Consider the following 22,427-nt stretch of genomic DNA (forward strand, 5'->3'; position numbering starts at 1 on the left):
ATGATCTCCTATTACCGGTATAACCATACCCGCATCAGCGATAATAATTGTTCGATATTAACAGGCTTTGCAACATAATCCGACATCCCTGCCTCCAGGCATTTTTCCCTGTCCCCTTTCATGGCTTTTGCCGTGAGGGCAATGATTGGTAGTTTCCCGAACTTCTTCATTTTCCTGATCTCGGAGGTGGCTTCATATCCATCCATTTCGGGCATCATCACGTCCATCAATACGATATCCGTATCCGGATGTTCCTTTAGCAGGCCGATCGCCGTCTTTCCATTCTCTGCCGTGATACATCGCAACCCTTCCTCTTCCAGTGCATTGGTCAAAGAATAAATATTTCTCATGTCGTCATCTACGATCAGCACTTTCCTGTTCTTCAACACTTCATCCGTCCTGTGGAGCTTCCTGATGATCTGCTGTTTCTCTTTGGGAAGGTTCGATTCCACCCGATGAAGAAAAAGGATCACCTCATCCAGCAGCCGTTCTTTCGAATTGGCCGTCTTCAGCACCACGGTATTAGCTAATTTGTTGAGGCGGGCGGCTTCATCTTTATTCAGGTCCTTACCGGTATACACGATCACAGGTATTTTATTGAGATCGTCACTGCCCTTGATCTTTTCCAGCAGATCGATGCCGCTCATATCGGGAAGCCCCAGGTCTATGATGATACAATCGAATTTCTCCTTTTTCATTATCTCAAAGGCATCGCCTCCTGCATAAGCGGAGAAGGCTTTGACGTCCCCATTCCCTATCAGTTCGCGGATGGCCTCGTTCTGTTGCCTGTTGTCTTCTACGATTAGCAGCTTTTTCAACTTTTTCCGGATGAAATCTTCCATCCTGTCGACAGCATCGTGCATATCCGTCTGTGTCACCGGCTTTTTGATAAAATCGAAAGCCCCCAGTTCAAGGCTTTCTTTTCTCCTGTCGTACCCGGAGAATATCTGCACGGGAATATGCCTGAGGTCAGGATCATTTTTAAGTTGCCTGAGTACTTCAGAGCCGTCCATAACAGGTAATTGCATATCGAGAACAATGGCGTCCGGCCGGTAATACCTTGCCAGGCTCAGGCCCGTATTGCCCTGGTGGGCCATTATCCCCTTGTAATTCCTCTCCCGAAAGAAATCCAGGAGGATCCTTGCAAAGCTCTCGTCATCTTCGATGATCAGGATGATCCTGTCGTTCTCCTGTATCAAATACCTGTCATCGACGGCAGCCTCGGTAAGATCACCGCTATTGGCCTGTTTCTTCAACCGTTTTGCATGCCCCTCAGCCGGCTTTTTTATCTCGATCACCTTTGCAGGCTTTGCAGGCTGGCCTGCCCCGGATGGATCGAATTTCACCGGGAAACTGAAGGTAAACCGGCTTCCTTTTCCCGCTTCACTTTGAAGGCTTATTTCGCCGCCCAATGCATGAGCCAGTTCCCGGCTGATGGAAAGCCCAAGACCGGTGCCGCCATATTTCCGTTTCGTTGAGCCGTCAGCCTGTTGGAAAGCCTGGAAAATGATCCCTTGCTTGCTTTCCGGTATCCCAATTCCGGTATCGATCACCGAAAACGCAACCACCTCTGCAGTAATATCGATATCCAACGTCACGCTGCCTCCCTTGCCGGTAAACTTAAAAGCATTCGAAAGAAGGTTCCTGAGTATCTGTTCCAGTCGTTGATGATCCGTATGGATGGGATGGGTGATCTTCTCTATTGGATAAACGATGGTAAAATCGATGGATTTGGCGTTAGCAATTTCATTGAACATAGATCGAAGGCTTTCCGCAATGTCGCTTAGATTCACTTCGGTGATCTCCAATTCGATCTTCCCCGACTCTACCTTTGAAAGGTCCAATATCTCATTGATAAGGTTAAGCAGGTCAGTTCCTGAACTGTGAATGTTCTTCGCATATCCTACTTCTTTATCCCCAAGCGACCGGCTCTTATTTTCCGTCAGCAACTGGGCCAGGATCAGGATACTATTGAGCGGCGTTCGTAATTCGTGCGACATATTGGCCAGGAATTCCGACTTGAATTTACTCGTCGTTTCCAGCTCCCTTGCCTTGGTCTCTACTTCCATCTTTGCCAGTTCGAGCCTTTCCTTCTGGTCTTCCAGGAGGTTGGCTTTTTCTTCCAGCTCTTCATTGGTCTGTTGCAGCTCTTCCTGCTGGGTCTTGAGCTCAGCTTCCGATTTCTCCAGCAACTCTGTTTTTTCGTGCAGCTCTTCGTTGGTTTGCTTCAATTCTTCCTGTTGGGCCTCCAGCTCTTCGGCCTGGCGCTGGGTTTCTTCCAGCAGCTCCCTCGTCCTTTCCCTGGCCAGCGAAGAGGTGATCGCAATGGCGATATTGTCCATTACGACCTGCAGGTACTGTTGTTGCAGCGCGGTGAAACCATGAATGCTGCCTAATTCAATTACGGCTACAAGCGCACCTTCAAAAATGACAGGAACCGCCAGGATGTGTTCCGGAAGCATTTCCCCAAAGCTGGTACTGATGATAAAATGGCCGGCAGGGATATCGGTTACCAGGATGGTCCTCCTTTCCGCCGCGGCTTGCCCGGCCAATCCTTCTCCTATCCGGATCATGGCGCGCTCCTTTTTCAATTTATCCAGGGCAAAAGCGCCGGCCAGCTTCAAATGCCCGTTATCTTCCTCCGCAATGTACAGCGCACCTGCCTGGGCGTCCAGCCAGCCTGCCAGGTAATTGATGATGGCCTGGGCCAATTCTCCCGGCGCTCTATTACCTTGCATCTCTTTGATCAGCTCGCCGCTTCCCGTTAAGGTCCAGTTCTTTTGGGCAGTTTCCATTTCTGCCTTTTTGAGCGCTCTCAGGTTGCCGGAAATAATAAAATAAACGACGACGAGCACCAGGACGATGATGGCCAATAAAATAATGAAGATCAGATTAAAGTTACGCGCGTCCTCTTCGCTTACCTGTTTTCTTTCGGCCAGCAGGGTTTGTTCCACCGCTTTGGCGTTATCGATCTTTCTCCGGATGTCGTCCAACAGGCTTTTCCCCCTTCCCGTTGCAACCATTTCCCGGGCTTTTTCAAAACCGGCTGTTTTTCTCGCCTGGATACATTCATCCAGGTGTCCGGTGAGAAGATCGACCTGCTGATGGATGTTGGCGATGTTTACCTGCTGGGTGGGATTGTCTGCCGTAAGCTCCTTTACTTTAGCCAGGAGATCGGCTATCCGGGATTTGCCACTATTATAAGGCTCGAGGTAATTTTCTTCTCCTGTAATAATATACCCTCTCTCTCCTGTTTCGGCGTCGACGCAGGCGACCAGAATCTGGTCCAGTTGATACAACACTTCATGGGTATGACTTACCCATTGATTGGAGATGATGACTTTTTCGCTGTTCTTAAAAGAAATAACGGCCACTGTGGCCAGGATGACGGAGCAGATGATGAACCCTGCCAATATCTTCTTTTCTAAGGTAAGCTTCATAATAATTACATTATGTGAGGAATACCGAAAAGCTTGGCAACAGGTAATAAGGGAAAGTGTTCCGGGGATGACCGGACACCTATATGCCTTCTAAATTACACTTTTTTACAATAAGAACAACAGATTATAACACACATTGTTGTGCATGTGTTAATTCGCAGGACTATTTCCCGGGACTCACAGGTGCATCGCAGGCATATTGAAAATTCAACGTGTTGTAGATATAGGGCGAGTAAAGGAGGAATACGCCCACATTGTTATAGTCGGGAGGTGTCGGTGTGTATGCGATTTCCCTGGGCAGGCCGAATGCATTGTAACCCGTTATATGATATAAGCCGGCGGGGTCCAGTCTATTGTTCCAACTATAATTCTTGTCGATTAGCTGCCAGGCCCTGTTTGTCTGTCTATAGTTCACCTTATCATCATATAGTGGATATGTAGTGTTGAGCGTGGGGAAAATTTCATCTATCACACTGGCCAGATTGCCGTTTGCGTTATAGTTATAATCCACGAGATCATCGAGGATGGCTGGGTTTCGACTGTAGAAACCCGAGTCCCTGATGACCCTTTCTTTTTCGTCCAGGACAAGCTTGTCGAAGGGAGGGATAATTGGGAAACCGGGCGATGGCAGGTTATAAACTGTGTCGACGATAAGCCGACCGTCCGGCGCATTATAATAGTGATGAATAAAAATGATGGTAGAGTCCGTGAGACTGCGGAAGTTATCAAGGCGGTAGACGGTCATTTTGCCTTTTTTGTCAAATGTGAACCGGGAGAGATAGCCGGTGGAAGTGCCCGCCTGTTTTATCTCGACCGGGTTGCCTTTTGCATCATAGAGTATATTGTATTCGACTGGTGCGCCGGGAAGGCCGGTGGTATGGTCATAATTGGTGAGAAAAAACTTTTCGATATTGCATAAATGTACATCCGCGCCGGGGTTATTGAATTTGCCGATCTTGGAGCAGGCGGAGAATAGCCCGATCACCAGGACGGTGACCAGGGTCAACAGGGAAGGTCTCATAGTAAAAGGTTTTGGTAACACTTCAAAGGTAGCGACTTTTCGAGGCAATGAGAACCGTTTAAACACCCTATTTTCGAAGCCACCTACCATGTGCTCTGCCCCGCTCACTCCGTCTTCAGGCTCGCGACCGGGTTTGCCACCGCGGCCTTCACGGCCTGGAAGCTGATCGTCGCAAGCGCGATCACGATCGTGATCAGTCCTGCAATGACAAATACCGTCCAGTTCAGATCGGTACGATAGGCAAAGCCTGTGAGCCACTGATGCATCGCATACCAGGCAACCGGCACGGCAATGAGGATGCCCAGCAGCACCAGCCGCACAAAATCTTTCGCCAGCAACGCGATGATCCCGGGCACGCTCGCTCCCAGCACCTTGCGGATGCCGATCTCCCGGAAGCGCAGATGCGTCGCATAGGCAGCCAGGGCAAACAGGCCGAGGCAGGAGATGATGATCGCCATCGCGGCGAAATAAAAGAACAGGGTCCCCTCCCGTTCTTCGGACTGGTATAGCTGGTTGAAGGACTCGTCCAGGAAGGCATAGCTGAAGGGATAGCCGGCATTATATTGTTTGAATAATTCCTCCGCGGCCCGGATGGTGGCGGCGGCGTTCTCGCCCGTAGTCCGGATATACATCCTGCTCAAAATGTCAGGCTGGCTGTAGAAGAGCGCCGGCGCTATCTTCTGTTTCATCGATCCGAAATGGAAATCCTTCACCACACCGACGATGGTTCCATTGATCTTCCAGGATCGGAACCGCTTCCCGATGGGATGCTGCAGGCCGATCTCCTTTATCGCCGTCTCGTTTAGCAGGAAATGCGTGGAGTCGGCCTTCGTGCCGGTGAAGCCCTCCCCTTCCGCCAACTGCATCTTGAAAAAGGAGAAAAAATCCTTATCCACCGCGATGGGATGGACAATAAAGGTTTGATTCGCCGCCTTCCCATCCCATTCGTTATCCCCGCTGATCCCACCCATGTCGATGATCGTGTTCGTAGATGCGGTCACTCCCTGGACCCCCGTCAGTCCAAGCAGTTTTCCCTTCGCCGTTTCATAAGCAGGACGCATATCCCGCATCCAGAAGGAAAAGACATGGCTTTTGTCATACCCGAGGTCCTTGTGGCGGATATAGTTTAGCTGCCGGTAGATCACCAGCGTCCCGATGATCAGGATCACCGAGGAAGCGAATTGTATCACCACCAGTGTTTTACGGAAGGCCGCATCTCCCCTGCTGATGGACAGCTTGCTCTTCAGTGCCTTCAGCGGGTCGAAGGAAGAAAGCAGCATTGCCGGGTAGATGCTCGATGCCACCAGCGTGGCCCCGATCGTACACAGGATCACCGTCCACATCCGGCCATTGGCGATGTCGAAGACCAGCTGTTTTCCGGATATTTGGTTGAACAAGGGCATCACCAGCCGCACCGACACCACTGCCAGCACTGCCGAGAAAAGGAATAACAACGCCGTCTCCACGACGAATTGCAGGAAGAGCTGCATCTTTGCCGCACCGACGATCTTGCGCAGACTCACTTCTTTGCTGCGTAACATCGCCCTGGCCGTCGACAGATTGACATAGTTGATGCAGGCAATGGTCAGTATCAGCAGGGCAACGATCATAAAAATGGTGACGGTCTGCGCCCCGGCGTCCGATCCATCGGCATTGTACAAATGCATCTTATTCAGCGGCAGGAGCAGGTAATCCGCATCCGTGTCTTCGGGCTTGTTCCGCAGATGAACCTGGTTCAGCCTGGGGCCAAGGCCGGCCGGCGATACCCCATGTTTCAGCTGCAGAAAGGTGAAATACATGTAGGAGTTGAAGTCGTGGTTGAGATCGATCTTGGCCTCCAGCCATTTTTGCATCATCAGCGTCATCGGCATCAGCATGTCGAATTGAATGGTCGAGTTGAGCGGGAGATCGTCGATGACCCCGCTGACGGTATAATTTTCGTTGGTTTCCGTGCTGATTACCTTGCCCAGCGCCGGCTCGTCCCCAAAGAACTTCTTTGCCGTCTTCCGCGTGATCACCACGGAATGGGCATCGGGAAATGGCTGCGCCGCACTGCCTTCCACCAGCGGAAAATCGAACATCGTGAACAAAGACGGGTCGGTGAACATGGCCCGCTCGTCCGCGAACGATTTGTCGCGGTATTTGTAGAGGGAGGCGTAATTATTATAGGTCATGCGCAACTGCTCGGCCACCTCGGGCAGCTCCTTTTTGGCGAGCGGCCCTATCGGCGCCACCGTCATACTCCATATCTGCTTGCTGGCCCCCGTGCCCCCGAAAAGCTCCAGCCGGTAGATATCCGCTGCCTTCTTATGAAAGCCGTCGAAGCTGCGCTCGTCCTGGACCCAAAGCAGGATCAGGATGCCGATGACCAGACCCGCCGTCAGCCCGGCCATATTGATCAGCGAATAGAATTTATTCTTTAGCAGGTTGCGCCATGCGGTCTTGAAATAGTTTCGGAACATGGGAAGAAGGTTGGTGTACAATAAATTTAAACTATTTTACGCAAACCTTTACCCGGACGACAGATAGCAGGGGCGGGCTATTCGCTTATATGCGCCACGGTGAGGGCTTCCCCGAATTGATGGCTGACGGCATACCCGTATAATTCCGGGAAGATGGAGTGCATATTGACTTCGGGAACGTCTTTCATGATCGAACGAAGTACGGTGGTGTCATAGGCATGCCATGGCGTATTGATGTATTCGGTGAACTGGGGACCGACAACTTTATAATACATCTTCTCGAGAATGTTTTGGTTCTCCGGTGTGGTATCCACGATCTCACACTTAAAACCTGCGTATTCGATCATATGATGAACAATATAATCCACCGGCAGCGAATTGGAATAAACAAGGTTCATTTCCCTGATGTGATCATCGTCAAAAACCCGGGTGATCGCCTTGGCAATGTAATCCACCGGCACTACATTCAACACCGAATGAGGATTGGCGACGATGCGCACCAATTCATCCCGGTTGTCCTCCCTGGCCACTCTAAGAAAGAACTTGCCAAAAAGGTAGAACACATTGAATTTTGGCGTATAATACAACGGCTGATACATAATGCGGCCACAGATGGTACTTGGGCGGAGTATCTGCCATTTTATATTGTGCTGATTGCAAAAACGGATGACAGCATAACCTGCATCCGTTTTTAGTTCTTCATACGGATTCCGCCAGTTGCGACGGGATATCTCTGCCCTTTCACCGGATGCAGTCAATTGCTTGTAGCTATCCGGGATAAGGCCATACCGGTGGCCGATGGAATACGCGCTGCCAATGAAGGTGAACTTTTCCAGCACGCCGGACGCCCATTGCAACAAATGAAGGGTACCTTTATAGTTATCATCGTACAAAATATCGTAGACATTGGGGTTGACCGATAAATTAGTATGCGCCGCGCTATGGATGATATGTACCCTGCCTGCTTTCTTCAGCCGGGCCAGGTGCGAGTCATCCAACTCGTTCAACCCGGCATCGATAATATCTATGAAGTGGAAAAGCTCTTCCGGAGTGAAAGAGTACAGCAGCGTTGGCCGGTATGGATTCGAGAGAACGCCGATGACCCGTTGCCGGGCGCTTTCTTTCTCCCTAGATCGTACCACCAAGGTGATCTTGACCCTTCTTTCACCTTTGAGGCAGGCAATCAGTAATTCATACAGGACGTGGCTGCCGAGAATGCCGGTGGCGCCAGTCAACAGGATATTCCGGGGAGAATTTTTCATAGTCTATGGCGATTGGTTCGTACGAAGCTACATCTGTCGCCTTCCCCGAAACATCGGAATTGTTGGAAAAAAATAAAAGGAAAACCTTACTGTGCTGCTTATGCCGGCGATCGCCTGGGCCCTGCGGGCAAATAATGATTCATCACGACCTCGAGCTCTTCGATGCGGAAGGGTTTAGAGATGAAGTCGTTCATCCCTACCTTGAGACATCGCTCCTTGTCTTCTTTCATGGCATCGGCCGTCAAGGCGATGACGGGAACATCGCAATAGGGTCGTGGTGATCTGCGGATCTCTTCGGTTGCCGTATATCCGTCCATCACCGGCATATTGAGGTCCATGAAAACGATGGCCGGGTCGTGTTCCATCAGTTTGGCCACCACCTCTTCTCCATTCCCGGCCCGGATCACATCCATTCCCATCCGGCCCAATATTTCTGCGATGAGCTCCATATTCAGCTCGTTATCTTCCGCCACGAGGATCTTATTCCGGTGGTCATACTTTCTGATCTTCGGCGCAACGGAGATCAATTCTTGTTCTTTTCCCGATCCTTCAAAAAGCCGGGATAACAGGCCCAGCAATTCGCTTAGCTTCACCGGTTTGGACAGGAATTTATGAATGCCGGCCTTCTCCGCTTCCGGCTGGAAATTGCTCTTTTCGAGCGACGACAACATCATGATAACGGGCTGGGCGGGTGAAGGCAGCATTGGCTTGAGACGCTGGATCAGTTGGATACCATCCATTCCGGGCATTTGATGATCGGTGAGGATTAGGTCGAACGGCTGGCCATTCCCGTTCGCCATGGCAATGGCCGATACCGCCTCTGCCCCGCTGTGACAGGCAATGGCCGGTATCGACAGGTAATGAAATACCCCAAGCAGGAACTGGCAGTTGGTCACATTATCATCCACCACCAGGACTTTGCGCAGCAGCCCTTTCTTGACAAGATCGGTTCGGGGTTGTTCATTGATCACCTCCAGGGAGAGGTGCAGGGTGAATACGCTTCCCTTACCCAATTGGCTCGTCACGCTGAGGTTTCCGCCCATCAATTCGGCCAGCCGCCTGGAGATGGTAAGACCGAGGCCCGTCCCGCCAAAGTGCCGGGTAGTGGAAGAATCCACCTGGGTAAAGCTTTCGAAGATCTTATCCAATTTACTGGCGCTGATGCCTATGCCGGTATCCTTCACCGATATTTCCACTCCCACATATTTTTTCCCGTCCTTTTCAACAGCAGGCGTCGTCATCAGGGCGGTGACACTGACTTCTCCCTCCGTGGTGAATTTGATGGCATTCCCGATGAGGTTGACCAATATCTGTCTGATCCGCATCTCATCTCCCGCAAATTGGGAAGGCAGCCCTATATCGGTATTGCAAACCAGCTCGAGGCCTTTTTCCTGGGCCTTTATCGAAAGAATATCAGCGGCCTCTTCGATGAGCTCTCCCAGCTTGAAGGTCGAATGATCGATCAGCAGCTTGCCGGCTTCCAGCTTGGAAAAATCGAGGATGTCATTGATGATGTTCAACAGGTTATAAGCGGACTTGCTGACGTTGAGCAGGTATTCCCGTTGCGTCCTGGCCAGTTGCGTCGTCAGCAGCAGATCGGTGAACCCGATGATCCCATTCATTGGGGTGCGTAATTCATGGCTTATGTTGGCCATGAACTCACTCTTGGCGACACTGGCAGCTTCCGCCGTATTCTTTTGCTGTTCCATTTCGATCCGGTCGATTGCCGCCCCGAGGGTACCCGAAAAAGATTCCAGGATAGACAGTTCAGCCTTCGTCCATTCTCGCCCGGTCTTGCCATCATGGATGCAAACGAAGCCCCACAATTCACCGGCAGCGATCACCGGTATCACCGTCAGGTCGGCGCTGGAAAAGACCTTGTTCTCCCTTAACGTTCTTTCAATTTCGGGGGTAAAAAAGGAATGGGTATGCCCGTCATCATCGGCATGGTATTTCACCTCCTTGGTAGCACTATCCCAGCATGCCAGTTGCCGTCTTTCCACCTTCCCATTCCTGGGGTCCGTATAATTACAATAGGTCTCTATACTATCCACCCGCATCTGTGAACCCAACATCCGGATAGCATTGCCGATAGAGCTCTCGAAATCGTTGTTGCTGATCAGTTCGTGCATGGCCGTCCCCACCGCCTGCAGGAGCTTATCCTTTTTGTTGAGGTCTTTTGTAATGGCCAATAGTCCTGCTTCGCTGGATTTCAGATTATCCCGCATGGAGATAAGCGCCTTTCCCAGCGTATCTTCTTCGCCCAGCGGCCGGAACGGAATGTCAAAATTCCGGATGCCTACTTCGTATGCAAAAGATGCCGTTCGTTGCAGGCTGGCGGAAAGATCATTGACAGAAAGCACCATGTCCCCGATCTCATCCTTGCGAGGTTCGCCCGGGATTGCCCGGATCACCCCTTTGCCAAGGTCGTTGACGATATGCCGGATCTTTGAAACCGGCCGGAGGATCATCCTGGCCATATAGAGGGAAAGCAATATTGCCGCCACGATGATGGAGATGGCCAGAATGATGATCATCACCCTCAGCAATATGGAAGACCGCTCTAATTTGACGTTTTCCGCCGCCCGGATGCCCTGCCCGAAGGAGATGATCCTGTCCAGATCATTGAGCAATGCCGCTGTACGGGGCAGCACTTCGTCTTCCAGTTCGCGTTCGGCCTCGAGCTTGATCACGGGATCGTCATAATCCTTAAATTCCTTTAGGGACAACATGATCACCTTTTCGATAACCAGCAACCGGTCGAAATCCGAATATATCTTATGAAGGCTGTCAACCCAATCCACGCTTTTCCATTGTCCGGCGCAGATATCGATCCTGGCTCTTAGCTGTGGATACTCTGTCGTCTGTAATCGCTTCAGGTGCTCTTTGTCGTCCTCGCTGTATCGCAGGAACACCCAATTGGTAGTATACATTTTGGATTCCAGCATCATCTTTTTGAAGTCATCCATGGCCTGCAAGGATGGGTCGATGACCCTGGAAAGCCTTTCCGCAGAACGCTTGTTGCTGTTGAGGGTAATAAAGGTGATGACCCCATTGATCACAAAGAGGGCTACGAATAGCGCAAAGCTCCCATAAATCTTCTTTTTAATACTAAAGGTCATCTTAGAATTTAAAATTAACTCCTCCATAGACCCTTATCGGGTCTTCATGTTGTCCATAAAAAAGCTCGGTATCCTTTTTACTGAGATCCATATTGAACGCCACACTACGGTAATGCTGATCGAGCGCATTGCTGACATTGGCAAACACCGACCATTTCCCGTCGACCTCATAGCGCATCGAAATATTTACCAGGGCATATCCGGCGATGGTCTGCCGTTGCAGTATCGAATGGGCAGTATCTCTGATGCCGGACAGATGCTGCCGGCCCATCCAGATGAGGCGGGGCGAACAGGTGAACTTCCCGGCCTTGATATCTGTTCCGGCTTTCAGCATAAAGGGGGAGATGAATTCCAGTTGCGCTTTGTCCTTCTCCCCGTTGTCCTGGTAGTCGACGTTTCCGCCTACATAGCTCACCGACAGGTAGGAGTTGAGGTGAAACCTGCCCAGGTATTGGGAATGGCTCAATTGGATGCTGGCGCCATAGGTTCGCTGGTCGTCCTGGTTGACGAATACTTCCACATAGCCCACTGGTATCCCGTTGAACATGTTATGATAAAGATGCGTAGTAGCGTTATCATTGGCAAACTCATGCAAGCCGAAAAGCAGGGTGTAATACCCGTCCAGGGTCACGCTGAAATTGCTCGTCAGGTAATGCCGGATACTGATCTCCGCATTGCGGGAAGTGATCGGCGTCAGATTCGGGTTGGGCAGGTGCATGAAACCCGCAGAATAGGTTCGGCCCGAATCCGATGTTACCAATCCGCCATAGTAGGTATAGCAGTCAAAGGTGGTGGGAGCCAGAAATGCCGTCCCGTACAAGACCTTCACTGTGGTTTTGTCGCTGGGGCGGTAAACCGCCCCTACCCTTGGGTTAAACGTATTGCCATACCGGGAATTGACATCGAACCGGGCCCCGGCGGTAAAGCTGACCTTATGGACAGGAGAATACTGTGCCTGGACATAGGTTCCGACATTATCATATTTCAAAACATAGAACTGGGCGGGCAGCCCATCCGGCCTGTAATAGCTTTTCGTGCCCAGGAATACCCCCTGCACCGCTCCATTGGGGTCTACGGGAGCGTCCAGGTCGGCGCTGGTGGGGATGGAATAAAAGCTCTCGTATGTCGCCCCGCCCGTGAGATTAAGCTTTGCCGATGCATTCCAGTCGACCTGTTCCTCGGCTTTTATAAGCGAGCCGACAGAGTATTTATACGCCGGCTCCATGTTGGAAAAGACATTGCGATAGTTGGATTGCGGGTTCATGGAATACTGACTGCCCATCAGGGTGGTGGTGGAATTGATGTGACCGAAGTTCTTCTTGTAACTGGCGCTGGCCATGGTGATGGCCTGGCCCATAAACACATTTTTGTTGTATACGGCGTTATTCGGGTTCTCCTCATAGGAGTCCGGGGTCTGGGCATAATTCCGGAATACCGAGAACGAAAATTCCCGCCCCTGCAGGGAGGCATACAGGTTATACGATTTTTGCGGCATTTCGATCTTCGAACTCACCGGCGCTTTGGGGGTCATCGGTCCGTAAATGGTATTGAAGGTGCCCGTTGTATAGCCGGAGGTATTGAACAACGGATCGCTCTTGTATAGCTGAGTATAGTTCGCCCCCTGGTTGTAACAATATTGCCCCCCGATGACAAGGTTGGTCTCGTCACTGATCTTTTGTGCGGTGAAAAGCGTATTGTTGGTGTACCCGTACATCCCGGCAGCCGAGGATGCATCAATTATAGTACTTTTTCGAGAAGTAGCTTTCCTCGTGATGATGTTGATCACCCCCGAAGCTGCATCCGCGCCATAAAGTGCCGAAGCGGGCCCAATAACTATCTCCACCTGTTCGGCCAGATAGACCGGGTAGTTCTCGATGATCGGCATCGTCTCGTTGGTAGGCGAGGATATCCTGACGCCGTCCAGCAAGATCACGAATTTCTCCTGGCCCGGGGTGCCCCGGAGGACGAAATTATTGTCGAGGTGCGATCTCACCTTATCGTCCACCTTCATGTCGGGCAGGTCGTAAAGCAGATCGAGCAGCGATTGATAGCCACGCGACCTGATCTGATCTTGCGAGATAACGATGACCGTTGCCGGGGCCATTTCCTGGTCCTGCGAGGTTTTGCTGGCCGTCGTTATTTTCACATTGAGCAGGTCTTTCAGGCTCAGGCTCTCCAGCCTTCCCGTATCCAGCTGGCTATAGCCATGAAGGCCTCCCGTCAACAGAAGAGATACAGCAAGCACCGCTTTAATGCTATACCGGCTTTGCAAGCAACACAGTAGGTGTTTCATAATCCACCGATTTTCTATTTTATAATAGTCGCCAATTCCAACAGTTCGGAAGCAACGCGCAGGTTTCTCTGGTCAATATTACTCTTGTTGATCTCCAGCTTTAAATGCTCTTCCACCGTAGTGAAGTTGATGCATGCGCCCCTGTGCGCCATTCCACCGGACTCCGAAACGATAAGGATGGGTTCGCCGGCCGTAAGCTGGGCAATGCGTTTTACACTGCCGCTCTCCTGTTCTGTGATAAAGAGCAGCTGGCAGGGGTACGCATTTGCCGAAGTACTCATTTTGCTGACGACGATCTTCTGGTTACCGACCGTCTTGTTAACTATAAAGCTCTTCAGGTCATCATACAGCGGAGAGTCGCCAACGATCCCAATGACAAAATCGCCTGTCTTTTTACTGCCTGGCCAATCGACGTATTTTGTGAACCTATAGATGATATTGGCATAGACAGTATAGTTCTTATCCTGTGCCCTCGAACCGAGGGACAGCAATAACGCCAGGCTCATCAAACAGGCTGATAGAATACCCCGGCCATTATTCATAGATTTAAATAAGGTATACATCAGCATAGGTGAAAATGCCTTCTAATAATAACTTTCCGGAAACGCGCGTAAGATTGTCTGAAGGGAATGATTTGAGAAAATGCAGAAGAATAACTGCCTATTAATAAAGTTACTACTTATTATTAATCTTTTCATCTGTTTCATTCACTATACGCTGAAAAAGAACGTAATTTAACGGTAGATGTTGTTTAACCATTAAACCAGCCGGAAAATTCCTGCCTTATAGCTTCATTCCACCTATTCCTGGTCCTTCCACCTCAAAACCCTAAAAATCATGAAACTGATTGCCCCTTTCCGGCTGGAAAGATGTATGTTAGTGTCATCGTATCAATTCATCTGGCTGGTGTCTTACCTCAACAGCTTCACCTGGCTTACGCCGGTTGAGGATCCACAACGGAGATCGAAAAACACTGTCGCCGTTATGAATAAGATCATACAAACCGCCCCGCCCCTTGCGGGAAACGCCATGGGGTTGACGAAAGGCGATTTTTGGGTTGCAGAATGGCAGGACCCCGGAGGCCCTCCCGGCCCGCCGCGGTATATCGCCCCGCTGCACATCCATCATAAGGATGACGAGGCGTGGTATGTCCTGGAGGGTTCACTTTGTGTCCAGTCGGGGGATGCGATCGTGGAAGCCCATGCCGGCGCCGGAGTATTTGTTCCCAAAGGCACTCCGCACACGTATTGGAACCCGTCGCAGCAAAAGACCCGGTATCTGCTGATCATGACGGCAAAAATTTACAGCCTGATCAGAGATATCCATGAGATGACGGATCGGTCTCCGGCCAGGCTGAAAGCATTGTTCGAAAAATATGATAGTGAGTTGCTAGGCTGAGTAATGATCACTTAACTCTTTCACAAACAATGAAATCATTCAGCAGATTCGCTTTTAAGAATTGTGACGGGGCCATGCCAAACACCTGGACCATCATTTTATGGTAGTGACTGCTGTCGGTGAACCCTCCTTCCATTGCGGCATCATTTACCGAGTCCCCGGCCATTATGCGGTTGGTAGCAAACCTTATCTTGTTCCATAGGATATACCGGTACAAAGGAATACCCGTAAAATGCCGAAATAAGGCCCGCAGCCTGCTTTCAGACAGGCAGACTTCTCCGGCAAGCGCTTTCATGGAGATTTCCGTGGGGGGTGTTGCAGCGATTGCCTGTTCGACCCGAACGACCCGCGGGTCCGATGGTATAAGGCCGATCTTCCGGGACAAATAGGTCAACACCCGGTACATAAGGGCTTCTACCAGGGATGGATCAGCGCGCAGCAATGCCTGTTGCAGCTGGTTGGAATTCGCAAAATGAAAAATATTCACCTGCGGCGCGTATACCTCACTCTCACACAGGTATTCGGACCGTATCAACCGGGCTATCTCCGTTGCCGTATCCAGGTAAATGATCAACTGCACACTATTATTTGTATCCAGCTGGTGAATGACATTCTCCTTAATGATCAGGCTCCTGAAGGTCTTCCATTCGCTGTTCTTAGTCCGAAACCTGAACTCCTGCTGTGTATCCAGTATCAACTGTATCGCGTTGTGCCGGTGGAAAGGGGTAAGACAGGAGGAGAAGAAAACAGCGGATGCCCCCTGCCAGGTGTAAAAGGCGGAAGTATAGGGGCTTCTCCCATGTTGCATACCAAAAGCATTTGACAAAAGGTAGTCATTATTTACAACTTTGAGAAACCGCTGGTCAAAGTCAGTCATTTCTTACAGGTTTTGTTATCCGGTCATGGATAACTTTATTCATCTAAAACCTGGTATATGAAGGTCTCCTTATTCCTCCTTTTCTTCTTTATCGGCTGTTCGGCCCTTGCGTATGGGCAGATGAGCATCTCCACCGGCTTTTCCCGGGAATTGACAACCGCCCGTGGCCATTACAAGACACTGGCCTCGTTGAGTCCCCAACCGGGCTATTCCAGCAAAGACCTGGACAACGTGAAATTTCCCTTTGACAAAGCAAAGGCCGATGAAGTGCTTAGCCAAAAGCCTTTTTATCTCCGGTCGGTGACACTGGATGATTTCCAGTTGCCCACACCGCCAGCCAACAGTTCGGAGCAGACCCGTGCCGAGTTGGACTACTTGCTGCAATTACAGCACAACCGAACGGCAGAAGATGTACGATCGAGCCTGTATATGTCGAATGTATTTGAGACGCCCAGCGACGTCGGCCGGTCCATCGGCTATTGGGCCGGCCCCGAGCAGCTTCCCATGACAGACACGCTGTTTGCCCATATATCCCGCGATGCCGACTTCTTCCTCTGGTCGATAAAATTCAAATACAACCGCCCCAGGCCGTACATGCTGGACCCCAGGATCCATGACCTGGAAGAATCACTCGCGGCCTCCTATCCCAGCGGACATGTCACCTATGCTTATATTTACGCCTATATATACCAGGAACTGGCTCCTGAGTTCACCGATCTCTTTGTCGGGAAAGCCTACGCCATGGCGCATGCCCGCGAGATCATCGGCGTCCACTATCCAAGTGATTCGGAAGGTTCAAGGATATTTGCAAGACAATTTGTCAACAAGCTTTTCCAGAATGCGCAATTTCTCCACGATTTTGAGAAAGCAAAGCAGGAATGGACGGTGCAGGCGGGGAAATAAGTCTGCCGGGGCCCTAGTACAACTTTTGCAGTAGGTTTTGTATGATGAACGAGATTTCCGTGGGCACTTCAGCGCAAACGACTATCCATGAAGATATTTCCCACGAGCACCACGATACCTTCCTGACAAAGTACATTTTCAGCCAGGACCATAAGATGATCAGCAAGCAATTCCTCATCACGGGAATGATCTGGGCTTTATTGGGCGGTGCGATGTCTGTCATATTCCGCCTGCAGTTGGGTTACCCGGATTCCACCTTCCCCTGGCTGCAGGATATCCTTGGCAAGTGGGCTCCGAATGGCCGGCTTATCCCCGAGACGTATTACGCATTGGTCACCATCCACGGTACCGTACTCATTTTCTTTGTGTTGACGGCGGGTCTCAGCGGAACTTTCGCCAACCTGCTCATCCCGCTGCAGGTGGGCGCCCGTGACATGGCTTCGCCTTTGCTCAATATGCTCAGCTATTGGTTCTTCTTTACGGCCAGCATAGTGATGCTTTCCTCCTTGTTCTCGGACACGGGACCCGCCGCCGGTGGCTGGACCTCCTACCCTCCCCTGAGCGCGCTGCGTGACGCCGACATTGGATCGCAGTCCGGGATGGATTTTTGGCTGACGAGCATGGCGCTGTTTGTTGTATCCTCCCTGCTGGGAAACCTAAACTATATCTCCACGATACTCAACCTGCGAACCAAGGGGATGAGCATGAGCAGGCTGCCACTCACCATTTGGGCGCTGCTGTTCACCGCCATCCTGGGTACCCTGTCTTTTCCTGTCCTGCTCTCCAGTTTTATCCTGCTGCTGCTTGACCGGCATGCCGGCACGAGTTTCTACCTATCCGACATCTTTATTGCCAATACCCAAAAAGCACTGCCGGAGGAAGGCGGCAGCGCCATCCTTTATCAACACCTTTTCTGGTTTCTTGGCCACCCTGAAGTCTATATCGTCATCCTGCCTGCCATGGGCATCGTGTCCGAAGTGATCAGCGTCAATGCGCGCAAACCCATTTTTGGCTATACCGCCATGGTAGGTTCACTCTTTGCGATTATGATCCTCTCCTTCACCGTATGGGCGCATCATATGTTTGTGACGGGATTGAATCCCTACCTCGGGTCGGTATTCGTATTGCTAACCCTGTTGATCGCCGTGCCCTCGGCCATCAAGGTATTCAACTGGCTGACGACCCTATGGCGGGGTAATCTCCGCTTCACTCCCGGCATGCTGTTTTCCATTGGTTTTGTCAGCGTATTTATTTCCGGCGGGCTGACGGGCATTTTTCTGGGCAATTCCACACTCGACATCCAGTTGCACGACACGTACTTCGTCATTGCACATTTCCACCTGGTGATGGGCGTGGCTTCGATGTTTGGGATGTTTGCGGGTATCTACCATTGGTATCCTAAGATGTTTGGCCGTTTCCTGAATCCCACTTTAGGCTACATCCATTTCTGGATAACCTTTGTGGGCGCCTATCTCATCTTCTGGCCCATGCACTATGAGGGTTTGGCCGGCATGCCCCGCCGCTATTTCGATTTCAGCAACTGGATAAGCTTCAACCAGTTTGCAGGCCTGAACAGATTCATCAGCACGGTGGCTATGATCGTATTTGCAGTGCAGCTGCTATTCCTGGTAAATTTCTTTTATTCCATCTGGAAAGGAAGGAGGCAGATCACCCGAAACCCCTGGGAAGCTAATACGCTGGAATGGACGACGCCCATCAGACCGGGTCACGGCAACTGGCCGGATGAAATTCCGGAGGTTCACCGCTGGGCATACGACTACAGTAAGAATGGAAAGGAGTTTATCCCGCAAACTACACCCCTGGAAGCAGAAGAAGTGCCGGTTTCGGTTTAATCTGTGATGCCGTTGATCGGCAGCGGGAAAATAAAATATTCCAGGATATTACGGTGGGCTCTGGAGACCTGATCTTTATATGCTCGCAGGCTGTCGGTAAGATAGGCCGCGTATTCAGTGTCGAGCTTCTTCAGGATGATGCCTAATTTGTACAATTCCCTTTTAATGGCCCATTCCCTCTCTACTCCTTCCTTTGGGAGCTGATCGCTTATCTCCGCGACGGCTGTTTCAAAATCGTTGTCTACTGCGGCGTAATAATCAGCCAGCAATGGATGGCATGCAAAGGTCTTGATATGCGTCAGTTTAACGACGGTATTCTTTTCTTTTCTATCCAATTTATAATCCTTGCTGGCGGCCAGCAGGGAAAGGTAAACCGGGAATCGGATCAATTGTTTTTGCTCCTGCCAGGGTAGGTCGTTGAAAACAGGTAACCGCTTCTGCTTCATAATCTTGCATTAACATTGTAATTTAAGCATTTTACCCTTTAAAAACATTGCAAAAACAATATTTTAACAACGAAGCCGGCCCAATCTTCGCATTGGGCCGGCCGCTTATTCCATTCTACAGCGCCCGGTGTTAATTAAATAAGAACCAGTGAAATCCGAGGTTGAAAGTAATACCGTTGCTGGGGCTGGTGAGCGTATAATTATTGGTCGTAGTAGTCGTATTGCCGTTGCCGGAATTCGTCGTCTGTGTCGAGTTGGCGTTGTCGCTTTGATTGTGCGTATACAAATAACCCAATGCGATGTCCATCCCAACGTGCTTGTTGAAGAAGTGCGTGACACCTAAGCTGCCACCGGCATTCCAGTTGAGGATATTCGACACGGAGCCTGTGGTGTTATAGGACGAAGAGGGGGAAGAACCATTTCCGCTGCTGGTGCCGCTGCCCGTCGCCAGGCTGCCGTGAATCTGCATGAAGAAAAGGTTGTTGGCGGGTTGATTGGCGAAGTAGATGCGCATAAAAGGCCCGAAGCCCACCGTGTAGTTGGTAGAAGTGGCGTAATTAGATCCCTGAACACCCGACGTAAGGGTAGTAGTATTTGTTCGGTTGTTGGTTGCAGTTACCGAGATCGTTCCACCAATGACAACATTGGGGCTGATGAAAACGCCCAGCTGAGGTCCTGCGGTGAGGCTCCACGCCTTGTTCGAGACCGAACGGGAGTTGCCGTTGTCGTAAGCATAGCTGTTGCTGCCATCCGTATAGGTGGTGGTTCCCAGCGTGCTGCCCAGCATAAGCGTACCGGGTTCGAATTGAGCGCTGGCATGGAAAGCAAAGGCCAATAAGCCCCCTGTCAAAAGGGTAAGTCCTTTTTTCATAGTTTTTAAGTTAATGTTTGTACTAAGAAAAAAAGAGGCGGCCGGAGTTTAAAATGCCGGCCGCCATTTTGCTTAATCAGATGTTAATGCTATTGCCCCTCTGCGCTGAGATCGGGACGGGGCTTTCCCTGGTGACAGGTGGCGCAGGTGATCACCAGACCGGGATCCCCCAACCCCGGTCGGTGCACCTGGAAATAGCGTGCGTTGAGTTTCAGCGTCATCCGCATCATGTTGCGGGCGATGGATTTTTCGGGCTTCGCATCGCTGGCGTAATCCAGTTTGTGCGAACCTTTTTGTTCAGCGTGACAAAAACTGCAGGCCACGCCCAATCCGTCTTCGAAATCATCGATCATGATGCTTTGCAGTGTTTTCGAAGATACATTCCGTGGCAGGACCCTCAGGTTCTTAAACTCACTTTGCGGGCCTGCAGGCGAACTGGTCACCGAACAAACAGCTAAAGCGGCAACCAGGGTAGAACTAACGATAGTGGTTTTAGTCAACGGCATCTTGTAATTATTTAGCAATGACATCCAGGGTAACATCCAGGTTGTCCGAGATGGTGCTGAATCCACCGACATCGAAATCCTTTCTGTTGATGGTAAAGGTTCCCTTGAACTGATATCCGCCATCGATCTCCGTCGCGGTGAAGGGAAAGCTGACGTCTTGTGAATGGTTTTTGATGGTAAGCCGGCCGGCAAACAGGTAAGCGCCTCTCTTGTACAGGGATATTTTTCCTGATATCAGGCTGATGCGCGGGTATTGCTTTACGTTGAAATAAGACTCCTTTCGAAGATGATCGTCGCGCATGTCGTTGTCCGTATTGATCGAATTGGCGTCGACCGAGACATCGAAGACAGCGTCCCCTGGCTGGGCCGGATCGAAACTGATCTTTCCCACCAGACCGGTGAGCGAGCCTGTTACGTTGAAGCCAAGGTTTTTTATCCTGAACTGTACGGAAGAGCCTTTGTCGAGCGGCTGGTATTGGGCTTTCACCGGTGTCGCAATGAAGAGTGCCAGCAGGAGGACGCTGTCCAGGAGTAATCCCGGGAGGATTTGCAGGGCGGCTGTTCTCATGACTGGCTGATTAGCGGAGTGTCGGTGATGGCAAGGCTGTGGGCATGTTCGATGTAGCTGACACTGGTGAGCCCAAGAAGGCCGCGCAATTTTTCGGCGGGAACTTTCATCGGTCCGGGCGCGGGCGCCGACCCGGGTTGGGGTTGAGGAAACGCCGTCGACGTAGCGGTGTGGAAGGTGATGTTGCCTTCTACTTTCAGCATCGTCTGGTGAATATGTCCGTTGAGAACGGATACCGATCCGAATCGTCTGAGCAGGGCAAGCGCCTGTTCGCTGTCCCGGGTGCCCCAGCCCCATTGGGGGTATACGGCCCAGAGCGGGATATGCGCGAATACGACGATCGGCGTACTGTTGGACAAACCTTTCAGGTCATCCGCCAGCCATTGCAGCTGGTCGGCGCCCAGTGAACCCAGGCCGCCTTCGGAGGTGTCGGTTACGTTGTTGAGGCCGACGAAGTGAACACCGCCGGTGTCAAAGCTGTACCAGCCCTGACCCTTCGTCCCTTTTCCATACCGTTCGAGAAAAGACTTCCCGCCGTCGTTGAGTACATCGTGCTCACCGGGAACGTAGAATATCTTGCCGGTCTTGACGCTTTTCAACGCCTGGTCGAGTGTGTCGAACTCGTCTTTTTGCGCCAGGTGGGAAAGATCGCCGGTATGCAGGACAAAGGATGGGGCCGTCGGAAGACCATTGATCTTATCGATCGCCGCCTGGAGAGTACCAACCACATCGGGATTGGCGGGTTTGTTGAAACCGATGTGGCTATCGCTTATCTGGACAAAGCTGAAATCGGAGGTGGGTAGTGCCAGCCCCGATTTGATCCGGCCCGTCCCTTTATCGATGAGCTGGCTCATCCCAAAGGATTTGAGAACGCCACCGCTCATCATCCAGAGTACGCCTGTGCCGGCCCAGGCCATACATTTGATAAAACCGGCCCTGTCGATGCCATCCTCACTTTCGATGGCGCTGATTAGATCGTCGTGTTTTGCTTTTTTCATACGCTGAAATTGTAAAGCAAAAAAAACGGATCAGACAGGGCGCCCCAAACATTTTACATGAAGCGGGCCGGATTCTTGATCAAACCTGCGGTTTAGCGGTTTTTCGCGCCGGCGATATAGGCCCGGGGAACGCGGGGTGCAACGACAACCGGCTTTTGAAACAGTCCGCCGACGGTTTGGATCCAGAGGGTGAAGGAAGCAAACCAGCTTGCTATCAGGGCATAGGCAACAAAGTACTGGCCGGCGACGTAGCATTTAGCGGCGAGAAAACAGAAGAGGAAGATAACGGGCAACGTGAGGAAAGCAAAGAACGTTTTCATTTTTGTGGTTTTGCGGTGTTAGCAATAAGAAGTTTTGGTTGTAGAAGCGCTCTGCTGTTGTAGATGCGCTCTGCTGTTGTTGGATCG

Annotated in this window: 17 protein-coding genes; 3 read left to right on the plus strand and 14 right to left on the minus strand. The window is 51.0% G+C overall.

Features of this window, described 5'->3' with window-relative positions:
* Positions 1-11: 11 nt before the first annotated feature.
* From IEY39_RS02740 to IEY39_RS02770, 7 genes are all read right to left on the minus strand, one after another.
* Positions 12-3,440, minus strand: coding sequence for a response regulator (locus IEY39_RS02740; RefSeq protein WP_188928276.1), 3,429 nt, complete (start codon positions 3,438-3,440; stop codon positions 12-14).
* A gap of 163 nt (positions 3,441-3,603) precedes the next feature.
* Positions 3,604-4,461: a hypothetical protein gene (locus IEY39_RS02745; protein WP_188928278.1), complete on the minus strand. Its 858-nt coding sequence runs from the start codon at positions 4,459-4,461 to the stop codon at positions 3,604-3,606.
* A 104-nt stretch (positions 4,462-4,565) separates the two neighbouring features.
* Positions 4,566-6,923: an ABC transporter permease gene (locus tag IEY39_RS02750; protein WP_188928280.1), complete on the minus strand. Its 2,358-nt coding sequence runs from the start codon at positions 6,921-6,923 to the stop codon at positions 4,566-4,568.
* A gap of 77 nt (positions 6,924-7,000) precedes the next feature.
* Positions 7,001-8,185, minus strand: a complete 1,185-nt coding sequence (locus IEY39_RS02755) for an SDR family oxidoreductase (protein ID WP_188928287.1) — start codon at positions 8,183-8,185, stop codon at positions 7,001-7,003.
* 98 nt (positions 8,186-8,283) lie between these two features.
* Positions 8,284-11,307 carry a hybrid sensor histidine kinase/response regulator gene (locus tag IEY39_RS02760; RefSeq protein ID WP_188928294.1) on the minus strand — a complete coding sequence of 1,008 codons (3,024 nt, stop codon included), beginning with the start codon at positions 11,305-11,307 and terminating at the stop codon, positions 8,284-8,286.
* 1 nt (position 11,308) lies between these two features.
* Positions 11,309-13,600, minus strand: coding sequence for a TonB-dependent receptor plug domain-containing protein (locus IEY39_RS02765; protein ID WP_188928297.1), 2,292 nt, complete (start codon positions 13,598-13,600; stop codon positions 11,309-11,311).
* A 14-nt stretch (positions 13,601-13,614) separates the two neighbouring features.
* Positions 13,615-14,142, minus strand: a complete 528-nt coding sequence (locus IEY39_RS02770) for a YfiR family protein (RefSeq protein ID WP_188928299.1) — start codon at positions 14,140-14,142, stop codon at positions 13,615-13,617.
* A gap of 295 nt (positions 14,143-14,437) precedes the next feature.
* Here IEY39_RS02770 and IEY39_RS02775 point away from each other — a divergent pair, with 295 nt between their 5' ends.
* The gene (locus tag IEY39_RS02775; protein WP_229688741.1) at positions 14,438-14,998 is read left to right on the plus strand and encodes a cupin domain-containing protein; all 561 of its coding nucleotides are present in this window, start codon (positions 14,438-14,440) and stop codon (positions 14,996-14,998) included.
* A 7-nt stretch (positions 14,999-15,005) separates the two neighbouring features.
* Here IEY39_RS02775 and IEY39_RS02780 read toward each other — a convergent pair whose 3' ends face one another.
* Complete coding sequence (locus IEY39_RS02780) at positions 15,006-15,875, minus strand: helix-turn-helix domain-containing protein (protein ID WP_188928301.1); 870 nt, start codon at positions 15,873-15,875, stop codon at positions 15,006-15,008.
* 57 nt (positions 15,876-15,932) lie between these two features.
* Between IEY39_RS02780 and IEY39_RS02785 the strand changes: the two genes are divergently transcribed.
* Both IEY39_RS02785 and IEY39_RS02790 read left to right on the plus strand, forming a co-directional pair.
* Positions 15,933-16,778, plus strand: coding sequence for a phosphatase PAP2 family protein (locus IEY39_RS02785; protein ID WP_188928308.1), 846 nt, complete (start codon positions 15,933-15,935; stop codon positions 16,776-16,778).
* Between the two features lie 41 nt (positions 16,779-16,819).
* Positions 16,820-18,631 (plus strand): cytochrome c oxidase subunit I, encoded by a 1,812-nt coding sequence (locus IEY39_RS02790; protein ID WP_229688742.1) that lies wholly within the window; start codon positions 16,820-16,822, stop codon positions 18,629-18,631.
* Here the strand turns inward: IEY39_RS02790 and IEY39_RS02795 are convergent.
* The 6 genes from IEY39_RS02795 to IEY39_RS02820 form a co-directional block, all read right to left on the minus strand.
* Entirely contained in the window at positions 18,628-19,077 is a 450-nt protein-coding gene (locus tag IEY39_RS02795) for a hypothetical protein (RefSeq protein WP_188928310.1), read from the minus strand. The two genes, IEY39_RS02790 and IEY39_RS02795, sit on opposite strands and share 4 nt — an antisense overlap.
* Positions 19,078-19,207: 130 nt before the next feature.
* A complete protein-coding gene (locus tag IEY39_RS02800) occupies positions 19,208-19,948 on the minus strand; it encodes a hypothetical protein (RefSeq protein ID WP_188928312.1) in 741 nt (246 codons plus the stop codon).
* A gap of 89 nt (positions 19,949-20,037) precedes the next feature.
* On the minus strand, positions 20,038-20,454 hold the full coding sequence (locus tag IEY39_RS02805; RefSeq protein ID WP_188928314.1) for a c-type cytochrome: 417 nt from the start codon (positions 20,452-20,454) through the stop codon (positions 20,038-20,040).
* Positions 20,455-20,461: 7 nt separating this feature from the next.
* Positions 20,462-21,022 (minus strand): YceI family protein, encoded by a 561-nt coding sequence (locus IEY39_RS02810; RefSeq protein ID WP_188928316.1) that lies wholly within the window; start codon positions 21,020-21,022, stop codon positions 20,462-20,464.
* The gene (locus tag IEY39_RS02815; protein ID WP_188928318.1) at positions 21,019-22,020 is read right to left on the minus strand and encodes a metallophosphoesterase family protein; all 1,002 of its coding nucleotides are present in this window, start codon (positions 22,018-22,020) and stop codon (positions 21,019-21,021) included. The genes IEY39_RS02810 and IEY39_RS02815 overlap by 4 nt, the downstream gene beginning before the upstream one ends.
* A gap of 92 nt (positions 22,021-22,112) precedes the next feature.
* Positions 22,113-22,340 (minus strand): hypothetical protein, encoded by a 228-nt coding sequence (locus IEY39_RS02820; protein WP_188928320.1) that lies wholly within the window; start codon positions 22,338-22,340, stop codon positions 22,113-22,115.
* Between the last annotated feature and the right edge of the window lie 87 nt (positions 22,341-22,427).

It is taken from the genome of Puia dinghuensis (genome assembly GCF_014642875.1).
Classification (GTDB): domain Bacteria; phylum Bacteroidota; class Bacteroidia; order Chitinophagales; family Chitinophagaceae; genus Puia; species Puia dinghuensis.